Here is a 19,871-nt window from a genome sequence, read left to right as displayed (position 1 = left end):
ACGATACGACATGGCTTTGCCGGGGACAGTCGACAACAATCATCATCGAAACGTCTATCCGGTAGGCAAAGGTAGGAGAATTGTCGATGGCAGTCGTCACCTTCATATCGCACGATGGGGAGCAGCACGAGGCCCCGCTCGAGGAGGGCAGCTCACTGATGCAGGTGGCGACGAACAACGCCATCCCGGGCATCGACGCCGACTGCGGCGGCGAGGCCGCATGCGGCACCTGCCACGTGATCGTTGATCCCGCCTGCGCCGACAAGGTCGGCCGGTCCGGTCCCGAGGAGGAGGAGATGCTGTCGATGAACCCCGAGCGACAGCCGACGTCTCGCCTGTCGTGCCAAGTCAAGGTCTGCGAATCGTGGGACGGCTTGACGGTGCAGTTGCCAGAGTTCCAGATGTAGCAGGAGGTCAAGCCCGATGAAGTTCCCAGAAGTGAAGATCCCAGAAACAGTGAAAACGAAGGTCGAGTCCGCCATCCCCCTGGAGCGACAGATCCAGGGCGCGCGCCTCTACGACAAGGGCCGGCGTTGGGTCACCGGCGCGAACGGGCCGATGTTCGTCGAGGCCCGGATCCCGCCGGTCGAAGAGGTCCCCCTCGCCGAGATCGACCTCAGCAACCCGTTCCTCTACCGACAGGGGCGGTGGGCGTCCTACTTCGAACGTCTGCGCAACGAGGCTCCGGTCCACTACCAGCCCCACAGTCCCTTCGGCCCGTTCTGGTCGGTGACGCGTCACGCCGACATCATGGCGGTGGACAAGAACCACGAGGTCTTCTCCGCCGAGCCTCTCATCGTCATCGGAACACCCCCGCGGTTCATGGACGTCGCGATGTTCATCGCCATGGACCCGCCCAAGCACGACATACAGCGGCGCGCCGTACAAGGTGTCGTCGCACCGAAGAACCTCCACGAGATGGAGGACCTCATTCGCGAGCGCGTCAGGGACGTCCTGGACAACCTGCCTGTCAACGAACCGTTCGACTGGGTGAGCACGGTGTCGATCGAGCTGACCGCCCGCATGCTGGCTACGCTGTTGGACTTCCCCTTCGAGGAGCGGCACAAGCTCGTCGAGTGGTCGGACCTGGCAACCTCGATGGAGCAGACCAACGGCGGCCCGGCCACTACCGACAACGACGAGCTGTTCCGGGGCATGCTCGAGATGGCGCGAGGACTCACTGAACTCTGGCACGACAAGGCCGCCCGGCTCGCGGCCGGCGAAGAGCCCGGGTTCGACCTGGTCACGATGCTGCAGAGCGATGAGAGCACCAAGGACCTGATCAAGCGTCCGATGGAGTTCATCGGCAACTTTGTTCTGCTGATCGTGGGCGGCAACGACACCACACGCAACTCGATGAGCGGCGGAGTTCTTGCACTCAACCAGTTCCCCGACCAGTTCGAGAAGCTCAAGGCCAATCCGGACCTGATCCCGAACATGGTCTCGGAGATCATCCGCTGGCAGACGCCGCTCGCGTACATGCGGCGGATCGCGAAGACCGACACCATGCTGAACGGTCAGTTCATCCGCAAGGGCGACAAGGTGGTGATGTGGTACGCGTCCGGCAACCGCGACGAGACGGTGTTCGAGCGGCCGGACGAGCTGATCATCGACCGTCGCAACGCCCGCAACCACATCGCTTTCGGCTTCGGCGTGCATCGGTGCATGGGCAACCGGTTGGCCGAGCTGCAGCTGCGGATCCTCTGGGAGGAGCTGCTCCCGCGCTTCGAGAGGATCGATGTGGTCGGTGAGCCGCAGTACGTGCAGTCCAACTTTGTTCGCGGCATCAGCAAGCTGATGGTCGAGCTCACCCCCAAGGGCAGCGGATGAGCTCAGGGCGCGCGGTGGTGGTCGGCGCCAGCCATGCCGGGGTGCAGCTGGTCACCAGCCTCCGCCGAGAGGGTTGGTCGGGTGAGATCGTGCTGGTCGGTGACGAGTCGGCGCTGCCGTACCAAAGGCCTCCGTTGTCGAAGGCATATCTGGCCGGGAAGTGCTCGCTGAAGGAGCTGGCCATCCGGTCGGAGGACTTCTACGTCAAGCAGGACGTCGAGCGCGTGACTGCCAGCGTGCAGGAGATCGACCGGCCGACGGGCGAGCTCGTGCTCGGCACCGGGGACCGCTTGTCCTATGACGCTCTTGCTCTGTGCACGGGAGCGCACCCCCGACGTCTCCGCGCCGAGGGTGCCGAGCTCGACGGGGTGCACTATCTGCGTCAATCGTCGGGGGTGGAGCGGATCCGCGAGGACGCGATCCCCGGGCGCAACGCCGTCATCGTGGGTGGTGGGTACATCGGGCTGGAGACCGCCGCCTCGCTGCGCTCGTTGGGCCTCCACGTCACGGTCCTCGAGGCCGCAGACCGGGTCCTCGAGCGGGTCACTGCCCCTGAGGTGTCGGCCTTCTTCACACGGATCCACCAAGAAGAGGGCGTCGACGTGAGGACGAACGCCTCGGTAGAGGCCCTGGTCGGCGACACCCGCGTGCGAGAGGTGGTGCTGGCCAGTGGCGAGTCGGTCCAAGCGGACTTTGTGATCGTCGGGATCGGGATCGAGCCGACCACCGAACTCGCCGAGGCAGCCGGCCTGGTCGTGGACGACGGGATCCTCATCGACGCCCACGCCCGCACCAGTGACCCTGACATCGTGGCGGCCGGGGACTGTACGTCGCAGGACATCCCCCGCTACGGCCGACGAATCAGGCTGGAGTCGGTCCCGAGTGCAGTGGAGCAGGCCAAGGTGGCAGCGGCGACTATCTGTGGAAATGACAAGGAGGTGGCGGCGCTCCCGTGGTTCTGGTCGGACCAGTATGACCTCAAGCTCCAGATCGCGGGACTCAACACCGCCTATGACGACATCGTCATGAGCGGTGACCCGACCCGTGACCGCGACTTCACCTGCTACTACCTCCGGAAGGGCGAGCCGATAGCTGCTGACTGTGTCAACCGTCCCCGGGACTTCATGACCACCAAACGCATGCTCACCCAGGGGACTGCGGCCGACATGGCCGCCCTGACAGCGGAGGTGGCGGTGTGAGAAGCCGCAGTGACCGCTGGTCGTGGTCACCATCGAGCCATTGCCCGCCGAGGTGAGCAAGGATGGCTTGGAGGTCGACGGTCTGGACGGCGATGGGAGTCCTGCGTATCGTTCCGGACTTGCGTGACTCGGGTCGGTCCGCGGGCGCGAGAGGCGTCCCCAGAGACGCCCGCGGGCCTGCGTGGTGGCTGGCGTTGCTCGTCTGCAAACCGCTGCTGCTGCTGGGCAGGAGAGCGGACTGGCGCGGTACGGAGCGCCTGCCCGGGTCGGGAGGCGCGGTGCTGGCGGCCAACCATGTCTCCCAGGCCGACCCGCTGTTCCTGGGGGAGATGATCCTCGCCCAGGGCCGGACCCCCCGGTTCATGGCCAAGGCGAGCCTGTTTCAAAGTAGAGCAGTCGGCTGGTGGTTCCGGTCGGCCGGCCACGTCGAGGTCGATCGGTCCGACGGCCGGTCAGGGATCCGTGCCGCGGTCGAAGCCGTGGAGCGTGGCGCTCTTGTCGTGGTGTATCCGGAAGGATCGATCACAAAGCGACCGGATGGACGTCTGATGTCGCTCAGGTCGGGTGCTGTCCGCATCGCACTCGAGACGTCGGCTCCATTGATTCCCGTTGCTCAATGGGGCGTGCAGGCGATCGTGCCAGCCTACGAAGGGAGGGTGGTGCTGGGCCGCCGCCGTCGTCGGGTCACCCTGCTGGTCGGGGACCCGGTGCAACTCGAGGACCTCCGAGAGTTGCCGAGGGCGACGGCAGTCGCTGTAGGGGTGCAGAGGCTTCAGGACACCCTCGCCGTCATGGTCGACCAACTGGCCCACGAGCACGCTAGGAGCGTGCGGGCGTGTCCAGGTCAGTGACGCGAGTCGGTCGCGAGACACGAATCGCTAACCTCTCTGACATGCGGGGACCCTCCATGCGCGAACGGTTCAGGGAGCACATGCGCGCCGCTGTCCTCGAGGCTGCCCACGACCTGATCGTCGACCGCGGCTGGGACCGGGTGCGCATGGGAGAGGTGGCGCATCGTGCCGGGGTGTCGCGAGCGGCGCTCTACAAGGAGTTCGGTGACAAGGCCGGCCTTGGAGAAGCCCTCGTGCTCCGCGAGGCCTCGCGCTTCCTGGAGGGCATCCAGAAGGCGCTGGAGGCACACATCGGCGATGCGAAACGCGGCATCGCAGCAGCCGTCGACTACACCTTGATCGAGGCCGAGCGCAGCCCCCTGCTCAAGGCAGTGCTCATCTCCAACCGAGACCTGGATGCGGGCAGTCAGCCTTCCACAGGGATGCTCCCGCTGCTCACGACATCCGCGCGGCTTCTCGACCTCGCCTCCGACACCCTAGCCGCATGGGTGGCGAAGAGTTACCCGAGTCTTCCCCCAGACGACGTCGTCGACGCGGCCGACACCATGGTGCGCCTGACGGTCAGTCATCTGGCGCTCCCCAAGTGGGACCGAACCGCGACGGCGCGCAAGATCTCCGACGTCGCCGTCCGGTTCCTGTCCCTCGAATCGTGACCTGCACCAGCCCTCACGACCGCCGTCGACCGCGAGCCCCTGCGTGCCTCAGCGAAATGTAGAGTCGCGGAACCCGCCGCGCCCGACCCACCGGCGTACGCACAGAGCGCTGCGAGCCCATCCAGGAGTTGCCATGTCAGCTGAGTTCCTGCCCCGACAGCCGGAGCCGCGGCGGATCCTGCTGGACTATCCCCACCGCGAGGCCGGTCATTGCGGTTCCGGAGCGCTGAGAGACCTCCTGGAGTGGGCCGGTCTCGGCTGGGAGGAGGTACCGAGCGAAGGTCTGGTCTTCGGGATGGGCGGCGGTCTGGGTTTCACCTATCTGCGCGTGCCGGCTCTCACCCCGCCCATCTACTTCGTCGGGCGTAGCAGCGACCTTGAGGTCGACCTTCTTTCGAGGCTCGGTGCAGAGGTCGACGTCCGTGGCACCGACGACCCCGTGACCGGTTGGGGCTGGGTCCGCAGGGAGCTCCAGCGAGGCCGTCCCGTCCTGATGTGGGCGGACATTGCTGAGCTGCCCTACCTCAATGTCCGCCTTCAGATGAGTCGGCATGACATCGTCGTGATCGGTTATGACGACGAGACGGAGAAGGCTTTTGTGGTGGACAACGACCGAGCCGAGGTGCAGGAAGTCTCCTACGAGGCTCTTGCGCGGGCGCGCGCGTCACGGTCGTTCCCCGTGCCCACGAGGCACACCACGTACTTCGTGAACTGGCCCCAGAGCCTGCCCGGTCTCCGTCCGACCGCGGCTTCGGCCCTCGTCGCCTCGGTCGAGAACATGCAAGCGCCGGTAACCGCGATTATCCCGGATACGTCGGCGCTGCCGCCGGATGCCGTTGCTGCTGCGGGGATCAGTGGAGTCGCGGTATTCGCCGAGGATGTCGACCGGTGGCCGGCGCTCATGCCCGAACCGGAACTAGACGTCGCGCTGCGTTCACTCCACGCCTTTGTGGAGAAGGCAGGGACCGGCGGCGGCCTGTTCCGCCGGTTGCAGGCACATTTCTGTACCGACGTGGCTCGGCTAACGGGGTCCGCTGAGATGGCGAAGGCCGGAACCGCGCTCCTGCGCTGCGCGGACACGTGGTCGGCGCTGGCTGCGGCTGGCCGTAGCGACGCAGCGACGTTCGACCGCTGGCGACGGGTGAATGAGCTCGTCGCGACGCTCCCCAGAGACGAAGACCATGCCATCTCTCAGATGCGCAAAGCGGCGGGCGAACTCAGCGATGGGTGACCAATCGTAGGCAAGTCAGCGAACGCCAGCACGCGAGCACCACCGCCGAGCTCGGGACTGCTGGCTCGGACGTTTGTCTGCTACACCGGCCTCCTGGTGACTCTCGTGCCTGCATCTCCGATGGTGGGTGTGCCCGAAACAGAGGCGTCTCCAACTTCTCGAACCGGCGAACGTGCGCGGCCCCACTTCGCCCTGATGGAGGCGGCTAAGGTCAGACCCTCGCAGGTCCTACGACGGGGCGCAGGGGAGATGCGGGCCCTCGCGTCAGTCCGTCGGTCGTAGTCGGATGGGCTCGGCCGTCGCCGCCCGTGCCAACAGCTGGCCACGCACCACCCGAGCGCGCTCGTCCCGATCGGCCGGCCGCAGGCGCCGGCTCCTCCCGCGTCCGTGCGTGCAAGTGTCAGGCCAACTCCGAGACAAGGTCAATGATATGACGCAGCAGCGGGACCGCGATCGACCGCTCCTCGGCGCTGAGCGATGCCCAGGCCACTGACAACCGGTCGGCAACCAGTCCGCGCTTAGATGCCAGGAGGTCCTCACCGCGTTCGGTGAGCGTGAGGACCCGCCGGCGCCGATCGTTCTCGGCTGCGATGCGACGCAGAAGCCCGGCGGCTTCTAGCGCGGCGGCCTGCTGGGTCACGGTCGGTTGGCTGAGCAACGTGTACTCCGAGATTGCGACGATGCCTTCCCGCCCGCAGGCCTGGACAGCATCCAGCAGTACCAGCTGCGGCACGGTGACATCCTCGAAGAGGGGCTGCAGTCGGCCCCTGGTCCGCCGAGCGACCGCCAGTAGAGCCAGCACGGCGTCAGCGAACTGCGCGCCGTCAGCCAGCTGCGTGAGGTCCGCTACGCGTCCAGCGTCCGTCCCATCCCCCGCAGTGCCCATGCGCGCACTCCCATCCTTGGACGCCCACCCAATGCCACCCGCGGCGCCGGAGGGCGATGGCGAGCTGTTGCCGCCACGCTACCGAGCGCGTCGGACTGTTGCGGTCCATGGCGCCCCGAAGCCACGGCTCTGCTCGGTGGGCAATGTTGCCCATTGGGCACGACAGGTCATACTGCGCACATGGATCGTGGACTGCGTGACCTCAAGCGAGAGGCGACGGGACAGACGCTGGCCGTGGCGGCGTTCGAGCTCACCCGAGAGCGTGGCCTGTTCGGTTTCGTCACCGCGGACGTGGTCGACCGAGCGGGCTACTCGCGACGCACCTTCGCGAACCACTTCTCCTGCAAGGAAGAGGCGGTCGCTTCGGTCGCGTTCGGCCGGGTCGACGACGTCAGCGAGATCCTGACCAGCCTCCCCGCAGACCTGCCCTTGCTCGATGCCCTGCTGGCCGTCATGAGGGAGCAGTTCACCGAAGACACGTTGCTGACGATGCGCGAGCTGATGACGATGGCGCGGCAGTACCCGACCCTGGAGCCCTACGTCCTGGGTGTTCAGCAGCGCATGCGTCATACCGCCCAGGAGCTCTTGGGGTCGGTGGCCGGGGAGCGGTACCCCTCGATCTATGTGCCGCTGCTGTTCGGCGCGGTGTACGGCGCCGTGATGGCCGCCCTGGAGGGCACCCTCGACGTCCACCTCAGCGGCGAGAGCGACCTCAGCTCCGCCGCGATGGACTACAGCTCGTTTCTCGACCTGACCTTCGACTACCTACGCAACGGCCTCTAGAACCCCCTCGCCCTCAAGGAGCACCAGACCCATGTCCACCTTCCTGTACCGGCTCGGACGAACCGCCTTCGGCAAGCCGTGGCTGTTCATCTCGGGCTGGCTCGCGGTCCTCGCCGTGGTCGTCGGTGCGGTCGCTATCAATGGAGTCAGTGTCAGCTCCGAGATGAAGATCGAGGGCACCGAGGCACAGACCGTGCTCGACCGCGTAGCCGATGAGCTGCCTGCAGCCTCGGGAGGTCAGGCCAGCGTCGTCTTCACCGTCCCGGAGGGTGAACGACTCGACACCGCGGACCGCCTTTCGGTGATCACCAACACCGTCAACGACGTCTATGACCTCGACAAGGTCGTAAACCCCTTCGACCTTGCGCCGGGTGCGGCTGATCAAGGCGCTGCAGGCACTCCCAACGAGAATGCACCGGGCACTCCCCCGACGGGATCGGCGCAGGGGCAGACGCCTCCCTACCAGCCGCTGCTGGTGGACGGAGCACCTGTGCCCGGCGTGCTGGTGTCCTCCGACGGTCAGGTCGCGCTGTTCCAGTTCCAGTTCACGGTCGCCTCGACCTCCTTGACCGACGATGACGTCACCTCGGTGGTCGAGGTGGTGGAGCGCGCGGAGCACGGGACCGGGATCACCGTGCTCCCGAGCGACTCGCTGAAGGCCATCGAGATCCCGGTCGGCATCGGTGAGGTGATCGGTCTCGCCGTCGCCGCCCTGGTGCTGGTGCTCACGTTGGGTTCCCTGATCGCGGCCGGCCTTCCCCTGGTCACCGCGCTGGTCGGGGTCGGCATCGGCGTCGGCGGAGCGTACGCGCTCTCGACGGCCGTCGAGATGAACTCCGCCACCCCAGTGCTCGGTCTCATGGTGGGCCTCGCCGTCGGCATCGACTACGCGCTGTTCGTCGTCAACCGGCAGCGACGGCTCATCCTCGACCGCGGACTCACCGCGCAGGAGGCGGCCGGCAGAGCAGTCGGCACCGCGGGCAGTGCCGTCTTCTTCGCCGGCGTGACCGTCCTCATCGCACTGACCGCACTGACCGTGATCGGCATCGCCATGCTCTCCACGATGGCCCTGGTCGCGGCGTCCACGGTGGCCCTGGCCGTCCTTATCGCGCTGACCCTGCTGCCCGCACTGCTAGGGCTGGTCGGTGAGCGGATCTGCTCGGACAAGGCCCGAGCCCAACGCCGCGCCAAGGTCAAGGAGGAATCACACAGTGTCGCCGACCACTGGGTCAAAGGCGTGATCAGGTTCCGGTGGCCCGTCATAGTGGGTGTGGTCGCCATCCTGGGCGTGATGGCGATCCCCGCCGCCAGCATGAACCTGGGCATCCCCACCGGGGCCACCGCGAACCAGGACACCGCCGCCCGGCAGAGCTACGAGGCAGTCTCGCAAGGCTTCGGCGAGGGATTCAACGGTCCCCTACTCGTCACCGCAGAACCCACCGGCACCGCCGGCCGCGTCACACCCGAGCTGACCGCGAAACTGATCGCCGAGTTCCAGGACCGAGACGACATCGTGCTGGCCGCCCCGGTCGGCGTCAACGAGGCCGGCGACCTGGCCGTGTTCAGCGTCATCCCCACTTCCGGCCCGAGCGACGAGGCCACCAGCGACCTGGTGAAGTCGCTGCGCGAGCCCGACAACGCGATCGCCGGCGACAATGAGGTGCAGCTGGGCGTAACTGGGTTCACCGCCATCGGCATCGACATGTCCGACAAGCTCGCCGACGTCCTTCCGCTCTACCTCGGCATCATCATCGCGCTTTCCGTGCTGATCCTGATACTGGTCTTCCGCTCGATCATCGTCCCGATCAAGGCCACCGCCGGCTTCCTGCTCAGCATCCTGGCCACCTTCGGTGCCACCACGGCCGTCTTCCAGTGGGGCTGGCTCTCCGGCCTCTTCGGGTTCGACACCGGGGGGCCGCTGATGAGTTTCATGCCGATCATCGTCACCGGCATCCTCTATGGACTGGCCATGGACTACGAGGTGTTCCTGGTCTCCTCCATGCGCGAGGCACACATCCACGGTGAGGGAGCACGGCAGAGCGTCGTGCATGGGTTCGACCAAGCCAGCCGGGTCGTCGTCGCAGCCGCCATCATCATGGTCGCGGTCTTCTCCGGCTTCATCTTCAGCCACGACATCATGATCAAGCAGATCGGCTTTGCCCTCGCCGCTGGCATCCTTATCGACGCCTTCGTCGTCCGGCTGACGCTCGTCCCGGCGCTCATGGCCGTCTTCAACGAGCAAGCATGGTGGCTGCCCCGCTGGCTCGACCGCGTGCTGCCAGACCTCGACATCGAGGGGGACAAACTGCTCACGATGCTCAACGAGGAGGCTGAGGCCCCGGGTCGTCAACACCTCGAGGTCCGCAACTGAAGTAGGCGAAGCTTCCAGAGTCGAACGTCGGGCGATGTTTCAGGAGCCGCTCCAGACCTACGGCGTCTGCCAGCCTCTCTGAACGTGGGCGGCCATCGGCCCTTTGGCTCGACAGTCAGCCTGGACCGCTCCGCGAGTCACACAAGCGCAGCTCCGTTAGTCCCAGCTCGCTGCGCGGAAAGCGCTCAACGTCGCTGCTGGGGTTGATGGAGTTGCTTGGTGGCCGCCATCGCCGGGCCCCCGGACGGGGTGTCTGGGCCCGCCCATCAGCGATGAGTTAGCGAACGGCTGACCGAGGGCGTCCGGCGCGATGGAGGGGGGCTTACCGCCGGGGCGCGCCTGGGCGCCTCCACGTGCGAAACCGCGCGGGACGAGAAGGAACATCGTGGGGGCAGGCTGGACCGCGTTCGCGCAGGTACTCCTCGAGGTCGCCCAGCCCTCGGGCGATATCCCTGCGCAGCTTGCGTTCGGCAACGAACCGGAGGCGCGGAGGCGGATGCTCGCGAACCCACGCGGTGTACATGAACTGGCCCATGCACCAGCATGACCCGAACGCGATGCTGCCAGCCACCAGCGTCCACAACACGACTGCCAACGCATCCCACAACGCGCTTCCCAGCTGTTGCCATGCCGGCCCGTACGGATCTCCGTACCTCACTTCGTTCACCTCCACCCCTGGCGGCGAGCCGGGCCTCACGATCACCCCAGCCACAGTGGCACAGCCCACGGTACGCCGAAATACATAGGAGGAACAGGGTAGCTTCGGGAAGCGCGCTATCGAGCCTTGTCAGCGTCGATTCGGCTCCGCCGGCGATCCCCGGGACGGAGAGGCGACGCCAGCATCCACACTGAGCACGGAGTGAGTTGTGTATGGAGCAACCTTCTGGCCGAACAAAGACCCCCGGGACGGCAACGCCCAGGCTCAGCCCGGGAGGTTCAGGACGCCGACCGGGGCACAGCGTGACACGCGAGCAGATAGCTCGGGCCGCTCGCGAGCAGTTCGCCGCCGGCGGCTACGACCGCGTGACCATGAGGTCAATCGCGGCACAGGCAGGCGTCGATGCCGCCCTGGTGGCATACTTCTTCGGCTCGAAACGGGAGCTCTTCGACGAGGTGACCGTCCTCTCTTTCGATTCGGCCGCGTTGAGGGCTCAGCTCCTCGACGGCGACTCCAGGGACGTCGGCGAGCGCCTAGCCAGGTGCCTGATCGAAGCCCTCGATGAAGCAGGCCGGCGGAAGCGCATCCTCGCAATCATCCGCACCGCCGGGGTCGAAGCCGACACTGCCCGCATGATTCGGGACAAGTTCACGACGGGGGTGCTGGAACCGATCGTGTCCCAGCTCGGAGCCGGGCAGGCACCACTGCGCGCCGTGCTCGTCATGTCGCAGATCCTGGGCATTGCCGTGGCTCGCCACGTCGTCGGACTCGAAGATCTGACCTCGGCAAGCCAAGACGAGCTGGTGGCCGCGTTTGCTCCTACGTTGCAGCGCTACATGGTCGGCAACATCTCCTGACACGGCGTCCGTCTGCCCGCGGACACTCGGCCCTATCTTCGACCCGCGTCGGCTTGCAGCCTCCCCACCGCCACCCGTGGGTCGCGGCGCCTGCGCAGGCGTCCCCGGCTATGGCGCAAGAGACAGAGCAGGATTCCCCCTCGGCTAGCGGTATGGGTGCTACATGCAACAAAAAGCGGAGGGCGAGCTGGTCTCGGTGGAGACAATCGAGCAGGAGCTGACGTTGTTGGTGCGTGGCGCCCAGAAGGTGCACTTGCGCGGTGGGATCGAGCGGCCCCCACGAGCGCGCTCGGAACCCTCTGGTCCGGAAGAACGGCGCCGGACTGTCTGCGTCAGATTCGCAAGCCCTGGTTGAAGTGGGTCACGTCCACAGAAAGGAAGAGGGCCGAGGCGGAGGCGACACGTGACCCTCCGAGCTGCTTCATGTCGGCTTCCATGAAGAGCTTGCGCCCTTCTGTGCGGACGACCCTGGCCGCGAGGTCGTAGGTAGTGCCGAGGATGACCGGTGAGTCGTAGAGCACCTCCAGCTTCCGGGTCACCGCAGGACCGCCCGTGAGGTAGAGCAGGAACCCGAAGAGGTCGTCGAAGACGGTTGCTACGGCACCACCGTGGGCGATCCCGGGTGCGCCGACATGACGTTCATCGAAGACGTGGGTCGCGTGCACCTCCTCTCCTCGACGATTGACGGTGAGGTGGTGGCCGTGCGGGTTGTCGGGTCCACAGGCGAGGCAGTGGGTGTGGTGCGGCGGAAGCTGAGCACCATCAGCGTGCAGCCGGAACTTCTCGTTCCAGCTGGCGAGGAGCTCCTCCATGCTGCTCACAGCGCTTCACCCCGCCGCTGAACGCGACTGGCAGGTGTCGCGAGACCGTCGAGGACCAGCTCGCTGACCGCGGCAGAGAAACGCGATGCGTCGGCGGATGGGTCGGCGGACGGCCCCTCGACGGCCGCGCTGAGGCCAGCGACGGTGATGGCACCGAAGACGCTCAAGGCCACGGCGCCCGGATCAGCGACCTGGCGCAGCGACCCGTCGGAGACACCCTCAGCCAATAGTTGCTCGATCGGTTCGTAGAAGGCAGTCCGCAGTGCCGCCGCCAACTCGGGCAGCCGGGTCGCGCGTCCAAGGTCGCCGACCAGTGCCCGACACAAGGACGGGTGCTCGAGCATCACGCCCAGCTGCGCCAGCACAGCCGCCTCCAGTCGGGTCCGAGCATTCTCCTCGCTCGCTACCGCAACCCCGACCGCCCCGGCGATCATGTCCAACAGGTCGCCGAGGAGAAATTCGAGCACGGCGTTCTTGCCGTCGAGGTGATAGTAGATCGTGGCCTTGGGGATGCCCGTGGCCTCAGCGATGTCTTCGATCTTGGTGCCGTCCAGACCGCGCTCCGCGATCAGCTCCGCCGCCCCGTAGAGCTGACTGGCCAACTTCGCCGGAAGCTTCCTCATCCCCCTCATCCCCCTCGTCTCCGTTCGGGTGCCGTCGATCTCGGTGAGGTCGCGGGTCTCGACCTACGCGACATCGTATGTTGTACTCACAGTACAAACCAAGAGTTCGGAAGATGACGCGGCCAACCGAGCGACGTTCGGTGGGCGGCACGCTCGTCGCCCCCGCCCACTGTCCGTACTCGACATCGATCACAGCCGAGGGCTGCGGATGAAGGAGCGACCGCGAAGGAGATGTCCGATGAGCGATCAGCCACTGACCTACAGCCCGTTCGACGCCGAGGTGATAGCTGACCCCTATCCCGTCTACCGAGAGCTGCGGGCCAACTCCCCGGCCCACTGGTCGCGCGAGGCCAACTCGTGGGTACTCAGCCGGTACGACGACGTCTCCGCCGCCCTGGCCGACCCGGCGACGTACTCCTCAGCGTCGGGCATCTTCCCAGCCCCACCCGGGGTCGACATGACGGAACTGTTCCTGCCGATGCTCATCATGAGCGATCCACCCCGGCACACCCAGCTGCGCCAGATCGTCAGTCGAGCCTTCACCCCACGTCGCATCGCATCGCTCGAGCCACACATCGAGACCCTCGTCAAGGACCTCCTCGACCAAACTCCGGAGGCAGGCAATTGGGAGTTCGTCTCCGGGTTCGCCGGCCCGCTTCCCGCCATCGTCATCGCGGACATGCTCGGCGTTCCGCGTGACGACCGTGATCAGTTCCGGGCATGGTCCACCACACTGATCCAGTCGAATCCTGTCCGAGGAGAGTTCGGCGCCGGGCTGGATGCCGCCGCCGCGCTCTACGAGTACTTCACAGCCTTCCTCGCCGAGCGACGCGCGCACCCTCAAGACGACCTCATGACGGCACTCGTCCAGGCCGAAGTCGACGGCGAGTACCTCAGCGAAGAAGAGCTGCTCGGGTTCTGCCTGCTGCTGCTCGTCGCCGGGCACGAGACCACCACCAACCTACTCTCCAACAGCGCCGTGGTGCTCGCCCAGCACCCCGATGTCCGACAGCAGCTGGCGGACGACCCAGAACTCGTGCCGGCCGCGGTCGAGGAACTACTTCGCTTCGACTCACCCGTACAGGGCCTCGCGCGAACCCTCACCGCGCCGGTGGAGCTGCACGGGGAAAGCATGCAGACCGGTGACACGGTGCTGCTTCTCTTCGGTTCGGCCAACCGCGACGATCACGCCTTTCCCCACGCAGACCGCTTCGACGTCAACCGGCACCCCGAACGACAGGTTGCCTTCGGACGCGGCATCCACTTCTGCCTCGGCGCATCCTTGGCCCGCCTCGAAGCACGCATCGCTCTCCAGACACTGCTGACTCGCCGTCCTGACTGGGACGTCGACCTCGACGCGGCCGTCAGGCTCCACTCCGGCCCGATCCGGGGCTACATCTCGCTGCCCATGCAGTAGACGCCCAACGCGGAACGGACGACATACGAGACGATCCGCGATCGACCCGCACCGTGTCCTCGACACCGAGGACGTCGCAGACGCTCCGCTGGCTCCTGGCACGGGTCGTCCACCGCAGAGCCGAGCCAAGCACCTACGGCGACCTCCAAGACTGGGAGGGAACGGTCATCGAGGGCTGCGGCATGCCGTCGAGACGCTCCGGGAATGCTGTGGTCACGACCCTGTGCGAACGTCAACTTCGCCGCCGTTTCGTCACGGTCTGGTCGACCACTCCGCCGGTCCGCACACGCGCGAGTGCGGACTCCTGTCCCGGTCCGAGGACGTCCGCTGACCAGTAGCCGCGCGGGTACCCTGAGACGCATGCCCTACCGTCGCTGGACCCGGCTCGGGATAGTCGCCGTGGCCAGCCACCTCGGCTACGAGCTAGCCGTCGGGGTCGGGGTGCCGGGTGCCCCGCGGATCGGCGTGCGGCCCGCCGTCGCGGGGTACGCCCTGGCGACCGCCGGCGCCTACCGGACCGCCGGTCGTCTCCCTGGCCCGCGCGGAGACCGTAGGTTCGCGGCCGCGAACGGGCTGTTCGCGGCCGCGGTGATCTCGCACTATGCGAGCTGGCCGCGGGCGACCTGGCACGGACTCCCCTGGCTGGTGGAGTGCGAGGGGATCGAGGGCGTGTTGATCGTTCCCTACAACATGGTGCTCCAGGTGTCGGCCGTGGCCGTCGTGGGCGGACTGGTCGAGAACCTCAGCGCCTGGCCGTGGGCGCTCGCGGCCGGCCTCGTCGCCGTACCGGCACTGCGCTGGCTGACACCGCGCGAGTACGACCGTCTGCTGGCGCAAGCGGCCGCCCAGCCGGGCTGGTGGAACCGGCGGCTGGCAATCCGGATGCGAAGCGGCAGCTAAGAAGGCATGGGCACCGACAGATACCAAGCAGTCACGGACGGCACGGTTCATGAGCTCACGCGTACGGGCACGCTTCTGCGGGTCGAGGCCGGGTCGGCTCGCGACGAGGTCGGGAAGACCTGGTCGAGGATCTAGTCCATCCCCTCCGCCTGGACGAGCCCGTTTCGGCCAATGCCCATCAGCGAGTCCCGGAGATGCTCGGGTAGAGCACGTCTGCGTCGCAGAGGACGACGAACAGCACCGTCAAGCACGCCCTTCTCCTGGTCAGTCCGTCGGCGGCGTCGCGGGGCGGCCCCTGTTCATCACGGCCATGTAGACCATCAGGGGCTGGCCTTGATCCGGCGGTGCTTGCCGACCTTGCGGTACTCGTGGTCGCCGGCGGCGAGCAGACCGATGAGGCAGGGCCGGCTGACGTTGAGGAGCTCTGCGGCCTGCTGGGTGGCGAGCTCGACTGCGCCAGCACAACAAGCGTCTCCTTGGGGTCGCGGCCGGGAGGAGTCGGATGACGCTGTCGGGGTGGGTGGCGAGGTCGTCCTTGACGTGCGGCGCGGCGCGACGGCGGCGCTGCCGGGGTTGGACGGGACGAGTGGTCAATGCGGTCATGGTGCTTCTTTTCTCGAGGCGGGCACGAATTCGCAATACTCGAAGCAAACGGAGCGTTTCAATCTTCGGGTGGGTCTTCTTCCGCTCTCCCGAGGCTCCAACGCGTTCACAGGTTCCCGAGGTCGAGACGCCGGGCTTCGGCGGCGGCGCGTTCGCTGGCGTTGGCGCGGGTGTAGCGGATGAGCATCTCGACGCGGGTCCAGCCGGCCATGGCCATCAGGCCGGACTCGGAGCCGCCGGCGGCCAGCCAGCGGTGGGCCGCGGTGTGGCGGAGTCGGTGGGGTCGGAACCCGGTGATGCCGGCTCGTTCGGCGCGTCGGCGCAGGGAGCGGTAGAGGGCGTCGGCGGCGAGCCCGCAGCGACGTTCGCCGAGCCAGAGTTCTTCGCGATCGGCATGGGGCTGGGTGGTGCGAACGGCGAGGTAGGTGCGGATCGCGGTAGCTGTGGCCTGGCCGATGGGGATGACGCGGCCGCGGCCGCCCTTCCCGCGCCGGATCGTGACGAGGCCAGTCGCGAGGTCGAGGTCGCCCGCGGTGAGGGCGATGACCTCGCTGAGCCGGATCCCGGTCTCGGCCATCAGCCGGATGATTGCCTCGTCGCGGGCGTGCCGTAGCGGACGCGCCGTCGCGGGAACGTCGGCGGCCTCCGGCTGGCAGGTCTGCAGGAGCGCGCGGACCTGCGCGACAGTGAGCGGGTCGACCACGGGCTGGTCCAGCTTGGGCGAGGTCATGCCCTGGAACGGGGCACCATCCAGGTGCCCGACTGCGAGAAGCCAGGCAGCGTAGCGGCGCACGGCCTGTTGCCGGATCCGCGCCGTGCTGGGCGACCGACCGGCAGCCAGCATGGTCGTGATCCAGGTCTGCAGGCTGGTGCGTCGCATCGGCGGCAGGTCCTGGGTCTCGGTCCAGGTCAGGTAGCGGCCGACGGCGTCGAGGTAGAGGGCGATCGTCTTGGGGCTCTTGCGCTCGGAGGTGAGCGCGAGGCGCCACTCGGGCAGGAGGTCGCGGGCGGTGGTGGTAGTGAGGTCAGTCATGGCGACAACCGACCAGCGGGCCGTCAGCGTCACGCGCTCAGCAAAGGCCGACGACTACGACGCGAAGCGGGGACGTGGTTGGTCCGGATAACTCAGCCGTTTCTGGACAGTAGGTGGTACCGGGTCGAATCCCCACCGCGGAGCATCGGTTCCGATCCGCTCACCATCCCGGGTACCGGTCCGTCCATCTGGTGAACGGGCCGTAGTCGCCATGGAGGCGATCGCCGGATGTGAACTCGAAGACGAAGTCATCGGCCAGGGTGAGGATCGTGTCGCGGCTCTCGACCTCGAAAGCGAGCTGGGGCGGCAACGCCGTCTCGCCGTGAAGTGCTCCGAGGATGTTGCCGCAGATCGCGCCTGTCGAGTCGCTGTCTCCCGAGTGCGTCACGGACAGGGCCAGGGCATCGACCACCTGGCTGGGTTCTGGGTAAACGAGCGAGGCATAGATCGCCATGGCTAGAGCCTCCTCGGCGACCCAGCCTCCCCCGAGCGACTCGATGTGTTCAGGGCTCGGGCCGCGGCGGGCAGTCTCGATCGCTTGCGTGATCGCTTGGTAGACCTCCGCGTGGCCGTGACGAGCCCGCAGCTGGGTCATCGCTTCATCGATCGCCCGATACAGATCGCTTCCGCGCATGAGCGAGCCAATGAGCACCGCCAGCGCTCCTGATGCCAGCTGTCCTGTGGGGTGGCCGTGGGTGTAGCCGGCGGCCTCCGCCGCCGCGCCAAACTGCCATTCCAGCGGCCACACCCACGGGGGCACGAGACCAAACGGAGCACTGCGCATAACCCCGCCGCACCCCTTGGACGTGTTGGTCGCTTCCGTGCCGAACTGCTCCAGCTTGCGACGACCGCCACGCGGAACCTCGAGTGCAGCGAGGCACGTGTTGCCCGGAGCCCTCCGGGAGTAGAGCCAGCGTTCGTTGATCAGCCAGCCGTCCCGCTCGCCGTCGGGGCCGTCCTGGAGCTGCGTGTCGAGCCACCGGTCGTAGGCGTGGTGCAGCACCCCAACCGTGAACCCGAGACCACGGTCTTGGCGGACCGAGGCACGAATCATGCCGTCGACGGTGAACAGCGTCATCTGGGTGTCGTCGGTGATGCGGCCGTAGATGCGGGCGCCGTCGACGCTCTCCGGGAGGTACTCCTTGACTCCGTCCCGTCCGCACTCGGCACGAATCCGATCGAGGCTCCAGAACTCGACTGGGCCTCCGAGGGCGTTCCCGATTGCCCCGCCCAACAGGCTGCCTCGGACTCGAGAGCGATAGTTCTCGAGTTCGTGTCGCTCGGGCGCCTACCGGTTGTCATGAGTGCAACGCTATGGGGCACGGCCGACAGATCCGGCGCATTCGAGCGGCGCGAATCCGCTGTGCGCTCACTCGATGGTGAGGTCGTCCGCCGCAGTTGGAAGCTCGACGTTGACCATCTTCTGCGCTTCCTGGGTGGCGAGAATTTCCTCGCGAAGCTCAGGGGCGATGTCGACCACGTGCAGTTCGACACCGAAGACATCAGCGGCACGCTTGACCCAGCCCGTGATTGAAGAGCGCGCTTCCTCGCTTGCGAAGACGATGATCGGTCGCACGTCTGCATGGTTCGGCTCGCGTCGCAGGAGGGCCAGCTTCAGCACGTCCTGCGCAATCTTCTTCAATTGGCCGCCCTTGAGCGTGCCTTGTCGCGCGTAGGCCTCCACCGCGAATTTCCCGTCTTCGCTGCGGGCGTCGAGCTGGATGCGCACTCCCCCGCTGAGCGACAAGGCTCCGCCACCGACCAGAACCACTCCGAGTTGGGCGGCCAGGGCGTCGATGATGGCTCGCTCGGCATCCCGCTGGACGGCGGAGTCGCTCTGGTGAGTGTTCATGGACGCCAACCTACGGCGGCCGCGTCCGAAGGACGTATCAGACGGAATCTTTCGACGGGAGCGCCCACTTCTGTCGGCCGCTCGCGGCATGATCGGACCGTGGTTTCAACGTTCGGGTGGCTCGACACAGACAGCGAGCAGCGCAGGAAGATGCTGGAAGTCGTCGATCTCTTCAAAGAAGAGGGCACCGTCGACGAGCTCGGCATCGGCTCCATTCGCGACGCTCTCGCCGACTCACTCTTCCCCGGAACGTCCGTGTTGCACACCCGCCTGCGATACGTCATGTTCATTCCCTGGTTGATGCAGCAAGCGGCGCACAAGCCCTCCCCCACGGAAATGAGCGCCGAGTTCCGGACACTCGAGTACCGACTCATCGGCAGCCTCATGGCTGGCGGCGAAGAACTGGGAGTCATCGGCAACCGCGCTCGGAACAACCTGAAGCGCATGCCCAGTGGCATGTACTGGGCAGCTCTCGGCTCCTGGCAGATCCGGCAGGGCGACTTCTCCACAGAGGGCTACTTCCGCCGCCAACACGACTACCGCCAACTCTCGACGCGAACCGTGAAGGCCGATGACCCCGAGGCGCGCGAGTTGCTCCCCGGCTCGGGCCTCGATCCTCACGTTCCGCCCGCTCCGAACGACTGGTTGAAGGCGGTCGACTTCCAGCTCACGGGCGAGGAGGAGCAGTACCTGTCGGACCAGATCGCCACCGCGACTCAGGGCTCGATGCTCGCGTGGTTGATCCGCAATCCACCCCGCAACGAGCCGAACTTCGTGTGGGATATCGACAACCTTCATCAGGCTCCAGAACACTTGCGCGACCTCGCGGACCATGCCCGCCGGTTCAGCGTCGTGATCCACGGCGCCGCGCTGATGTACAACCTGCTGCTCGCTCGACGTCGTCGCGACGACAGCCTCGTCGCGGGATACGTCGATCGGCTGGACCAGTGGGAAAGCGAGCTGCTGATCCCGTCTCGAGCCCTTGAGGGTTGGAGCCGGGCGGACTGGTGGGCGACTATCCAGCGGAAGAACCCCCGGCTGCGCCAGCCCACCATGCAGTTCGTCAACCGTTGGATCGATCTGCTGGAGGCCGGCGACTCGCCCGCCAGTTCGCGGACGGCGGCGGACCTCATCTTCACCCGTGAACGACAGATCAAGGGTGGCCGAGCGCGACTCGTGAACCAGTCCGCCCTCGACCGCTGGTCGGGCGAAAGCGGCACCGGTCGTCACAGCTTCCGCTGGCCGATTGCCCGCGCTCACCTTGGAGACCTCTACGCGGCTCGGACGGCGTCGTGACGCTTAC

18 protein-coding genes and 1 pseudogene are annotated in these 19,871 nt (G+C 66.8%); 12 read left to right on the top strand and 7 right to left on the bottom strand.

Annotated elements, in window-relative coordinates:
* The first annotated feature begins 86 nt into the window (after positions 1 to 86).
* From IE200_RS13085 to IE200_RS13060, 6 genes are all read left to right on the top strand, one after another.
* Entirely contained in the window at positions 87 to 407 is a 321-nt protein-coding gene (locus tag IE200_RS13085; RefSeq protein WP_191279927.1) for a 2Fe-2S iron-sulfur cluster-binding protein, read from the top strand.
* A gap of 31 nt (positions 408 to 438) precedes the next feature.
* Positions 439 to 1,830 (top strand): cytochrome P450, encoded by a 1,392-nt coding sequence (locus tag IE200_RS13080; RefSeq protein ID WP_084527698.1) that lies wholly within the window; start codon positions 439 to 441, stop codon positions 1,828 to 1,830.
* On the top strand, positions 1,827 to 3,029 hold the full coding sequence (locus IE200_RS13075; protein WP_191279926.1) for an NAD(P)/FAD-dependent oxidoreductase: 1,203 nt from the start codon (positions 1,827 to 1,829) through the stop codon (positions 3,027 to 3,029). The genes IE200_RS13080 and IE200_RS13075 overlap by 4 nt, the downstream gene beginning before the upstream one ends.
* Before the next feature lie 62 nt (positions 3,030 to 3,091).
* On the top strand, positions 3,092 to 3,880 hold the full coding sequence (locus IE200_RS13070) for a lysophospholipid acyltransferase family protein (protein ID WP_229856503.1): 789 nt from the start codon (positions 3,092 to 3,094) through the stop codon (positions 3,878 to 3,880).
* Between the two features lie 56 nt (positions 3,881 to 3,936).
* On the top strand, positions 3,937 to 4,533 hold the full coding sequence (locus IE200_RS13065; protein ID WP_204797203.1) for a TetR/AcrR family transcriptional regulator: 597 nt from the start codon (positions 3,937 to 3,939) through the stop codon (positions 4,531 to 4,533).
* Positions 4,534 to 4,666: 133 nt separating this feature from the next.
* Positions 4,667 to 5,764, top strand: coding sequence for a BtrH N-terminal domain-containing protein (locus IE200_RS13060; RefSeq protein ID WP_191279925.1), 1,098 nt, complete (start codon positions 4,667 to 4,669; stop codon positions 5,762 to 5,764).
* 400 nt (positions 5,765 to 6,164) lie between these two features.
* Here IE200_RS13060 and IE200_RS13055 read toward each other — a convergent pair whose 3' ends face one another.
* Positions 6,165 to 6,497, bottom strand: coding sequence for a MarR family winged helix-turn-helix transcriptional regulator (locus tag IE200_RS13055; protein ID WP_166318101.1), 333 nt, complete (start codon positions 6,495 to 6,497; stop codon positions 6,165 to 6,167).
* Positions 6,498 to 6,884: 387 nt separating this feature from the next.
* Here IE200_RS13055 and IE200_RS13050 point away from each other — a divergent pair, with 387 nt between their 5' ends.
* The 3 genes from IE200_RS13050 to IE200_RS13040 all read left to right on the top strand — a co-directional run bounded on the left by IE200_RS13050 (position 6,885) and on the right by IE200_RS13040 (position 11,319).
* On the top strand, positions 6,885 to 7,433 hold the full coding sequence (locus tag IE200_RS13050) for a TetR/AcrR family transcriptional regulator (protein ID WP_191279924.1): 549 nt from the start codon (positions 6,885 to 6,887) through the stop codon (positions 7,431 to 7,433).
* 31 nt (positions 7,434 to 7,464) lie between these two features.
* The gene (locus IE200_RS13045) at positions 7,465 to 9,804 is read left to right on the top strand and encodes an MMPL family transporter (protein WP_191279923.1); all 2,340 of its coding nucleotides are present in this window, start codon (positions 7,465 to 7,467) and stop codon (positions 9,802 to 9,804) included.
* Positions 9,805 to 10,764: 960 nt separating this feature from the next.
* Positions 10,765 to 11,319, top strand: coding sequence for a TetR/AcrR family transcriptional regulator (locus tag IE200_RS13040; protein ID WP_191279922.1), 555 nt, complete (start codon positions 10,765 to 10,767; stop codon positions 11,317 to 11,319).
* A 332-nt stretch (positions 11,320 to 11,651) separates the two neighbouring features.
* Here IE200_RS13040 and IE200_RS13035 read toward each other — a convergent pair whose 3' ends face one another.
* Both IE200_RS13035 and IE200_RS13030 read right to left on the bottom strand, forming a co-directional pair.
* Complete coding sequence (locus IE200_RS13035) at positions 11,652 to 12,131, bottom strand: PaaI family thioesterase (protein WP_229856525.1); 480 nt, start codon at positions 12,129 to 12,131, stop codon at positions 11,652 to 11,654.
* 5 nt (positions 12,132 to 12,136) lie between these two features.
* A complete protein-coding gene (locus IE200_RS13030; RefSeq protein ID WP_135268391.1) occupies positions 12,137 to 12,763 on the bottom strand; it encodes a TetR/AcrR family transcriptional regulator in 627 nt (208 codons plus the stop codon).
* A 457-nt stretch (positions 12,764 to 13,220) separates the two neighbouring features.
* Here IE200_RS13030 and IE200_RS13025 point away from each other — a divergent pair, with 457 nt between their 5' ends.
* Both IE200_RS13025 and IE200_RS13020 read left to right on the top strand, forming a co-directional pair.
* Entirely contained in the window at positions 13,221 to 14,180 is a 960-nt protein-coding gene (locus tag IE200_RS13025; protein WP_229856502.1) for a cytochrome P450, read from the top strand.
* A gap of 360 nt (positions 14,181 to 14,540) precedes the next feature.
* The gene (locus IE200_RS13020; RefSeq protein ID WP_135268390.1) at positions 14,541 to 15,080 is read left to right on the top strand and encodes a hypothetical protein; all 540 of its coding nucleotides are present in this window, start codon (positions 14,541 to 14,543) and stop codon (positions 15,078 to 15,080) included.
* Positions 15,081 to 15,400: 320 nt separating this feature from the next.
* On the opposite strand, the pseudogene IE200_RS20780 reads toward IE200_RS13020, so the two are convergent.
* The 4 genes and pseudogenes from IE200_RS20780 to IE200_RS13000 all read right to left on the bottom strand — a co-directional run.
* Positions 15,401 to 15,514: pseudogene (locus tag IE200_RS20780) on the bottom strand (DNA-binding protein); the annotation flags it as partial.
* Positions 15,515 to 15,789: 275 nt separating this feature from the next.
* The gene (locus tag IE200_RS13010) at positions 15,790 to 16,716 is read right to left on the bottom strand and encodes a tyrosine-type recombinase/integrase (protein ID WP_084527694.1); all 927 of its coding nucleotides are present in this window, start codon (positions 16,714 to 16,716) and stop codon (positions 15,790 to 15,792) included.
* A gap of 160 nt (positions 16,717 to 16,876) precedes the next feature.
* Positions 16,877 to 17,950: an ADP-ribosylglycohydrolase family protein gene (locus IE200_RS13005; RefSeq protein ID WP_229856500.1), complete on the bottom strand. Its 1,074-nt coding sequence runs from the start codon at positions 17,948 to 17,950 to the stop codon at positions 16,877 to 16,879.
* Positions 17,951 to 18,085: 135 nt separating this feature from the next.
* Positions 18,086 to 18,568: a hypothetical protein gene (locus tag IE200_RS13000; RefSeq protein ID WP_191279920.1), complete on the bottom strand. Its 483-nt coding sequence runs from the start codon at positions 18,566 to 18,568 to the stop codon at positions 18,086 to 18,088.
* A 99-nt stretch (positions 18,569 to 18,667) separates the two neighbouring features.
* Here IE200_RS13000 and IE200_RS12995 point away from each other — a divergent pair, with 99 nt between their 5' ends.
* Positions 18,668 to 19,864, top strand: a complete 1,197-nt coding sequence (locus IE200_RS12995) for a DUF6361 family protein (RefSeq protein ID WP_191279919.1) — start codon at positions 18,668 to 18,670, stop codon at positions 19,862 to 19,864.
* The last annotated feature ends 7 nt before the right edge of the window (positions 19,865 to 19,871 follow it).

The organism is Nocardioides flavus (ex Wang et al. 2016) (assembly GCF_014653115.1).
In the GTDB taxonomy this organism is placed as follows: domain Bacteria; phylum Actinomycetota; class Actinomycetes; order Propionibacteriales; family Nocardioidaceae; genus Nocardioides; species Nocardioides flavus.
The sequence above is the reverse complement of the archived record's forward strand: the minus strand, read 5'-3'. Positions and strand labels throughout refer to the sequence as shown.

What these genes read in the sequence shown, in the direction of transcription:
- IE200_RS13070 (WP_229856503.1), top strand. Translation starts at nt 3,092, where the DNA reads ATGGCTTGGAGGTCGACGGTCTGGACGGCGATGGGAGTCCTGCGTATC.
- IE200_RS13060 (WP_191279925.1), top strand. Translation starts at nt 4,667, where the DNA reads ATGTCAGCTGAGTTCCTGCCCCGACAGCCGGAGCCGCGGCGGATCCTG.
- IE200_RS13045 (WP_191279923.1), top strand. Translation starts at nt 7,465, where the DNA reads ATGTCCACCTTCCTGTACCGGCTCGGACGAACCGCCTTCGGCAAGCCG.
- IE200_RS13010 (WP_084527694.1), bottom strand. Translation starts at nt 16,716, where the DNA reads ATGACTGACCTCACTACCACCACCGCCCGCGACCTCCTGCCCGAGTGG.
- IE200_RS13035 (WP_229856525.1), bottom strand. Translation starts at nt 12,131, where the DNA reads ATGGAGGAGCTCCTCGCCAGCTGGAACGAGAAGTTCCGGCTGCACGCT.
- IE200_RS13085 (WP_191279927.1), top strand. Translation starts at nt 87, where the DNA reads ATGGCAGTCGTCACCTTCATATCGCACGATGGGGAGCAGCACGAGGCC.
- IE200_RS13020 (WP_135268390.1), top strand. Translation starts at nt 14,541, where the DNA reads ATGCCCTACCGTCGCTGGACCCGGCTCGGGATAGTCGCCGTGGCCAGC.
- IE200_RS13030 (WP_135268391.1), bottom strand. Translation starts at nt 12,763, where the DNA reads ATGAGGAAGCTTCCGGCGAAGTTGGCCAGTCAGCTCTACGGGGCGGCG.
- IE200_RS13075 (WP_191279926.1), top strand. Translation starts at nt 1,827, where the DNA reads ATGAGCTCAGGGCGCGCGGTGGTGGTCGGCGCCAGCCATGCCGGGGTG.
- IE200_RS13065 (WP_204797203.1), top strand. Translation starts at nt 3,937, where the DNA reads ATGCGCGAACGGTTCAGGGAGCACATGCGCGCCGCTGTCCTCGAGGCT.
- IE200_RS13000 (WP_191279920.1), bottom strand. Translation starts at nt 18,568, where the DNA reads ATGAACACTCACCAGAGCGACTCCGCCGTCCAGCGGGATGCCGAGCGA.
- IE200_RS13025 (WP_229856502.1), top strand. Translation starts at nt 13,221, where the DNA reads ATGACGGAACTGTTCCTGCCGATGCTCATCATGAGCGATCCACCCCGG.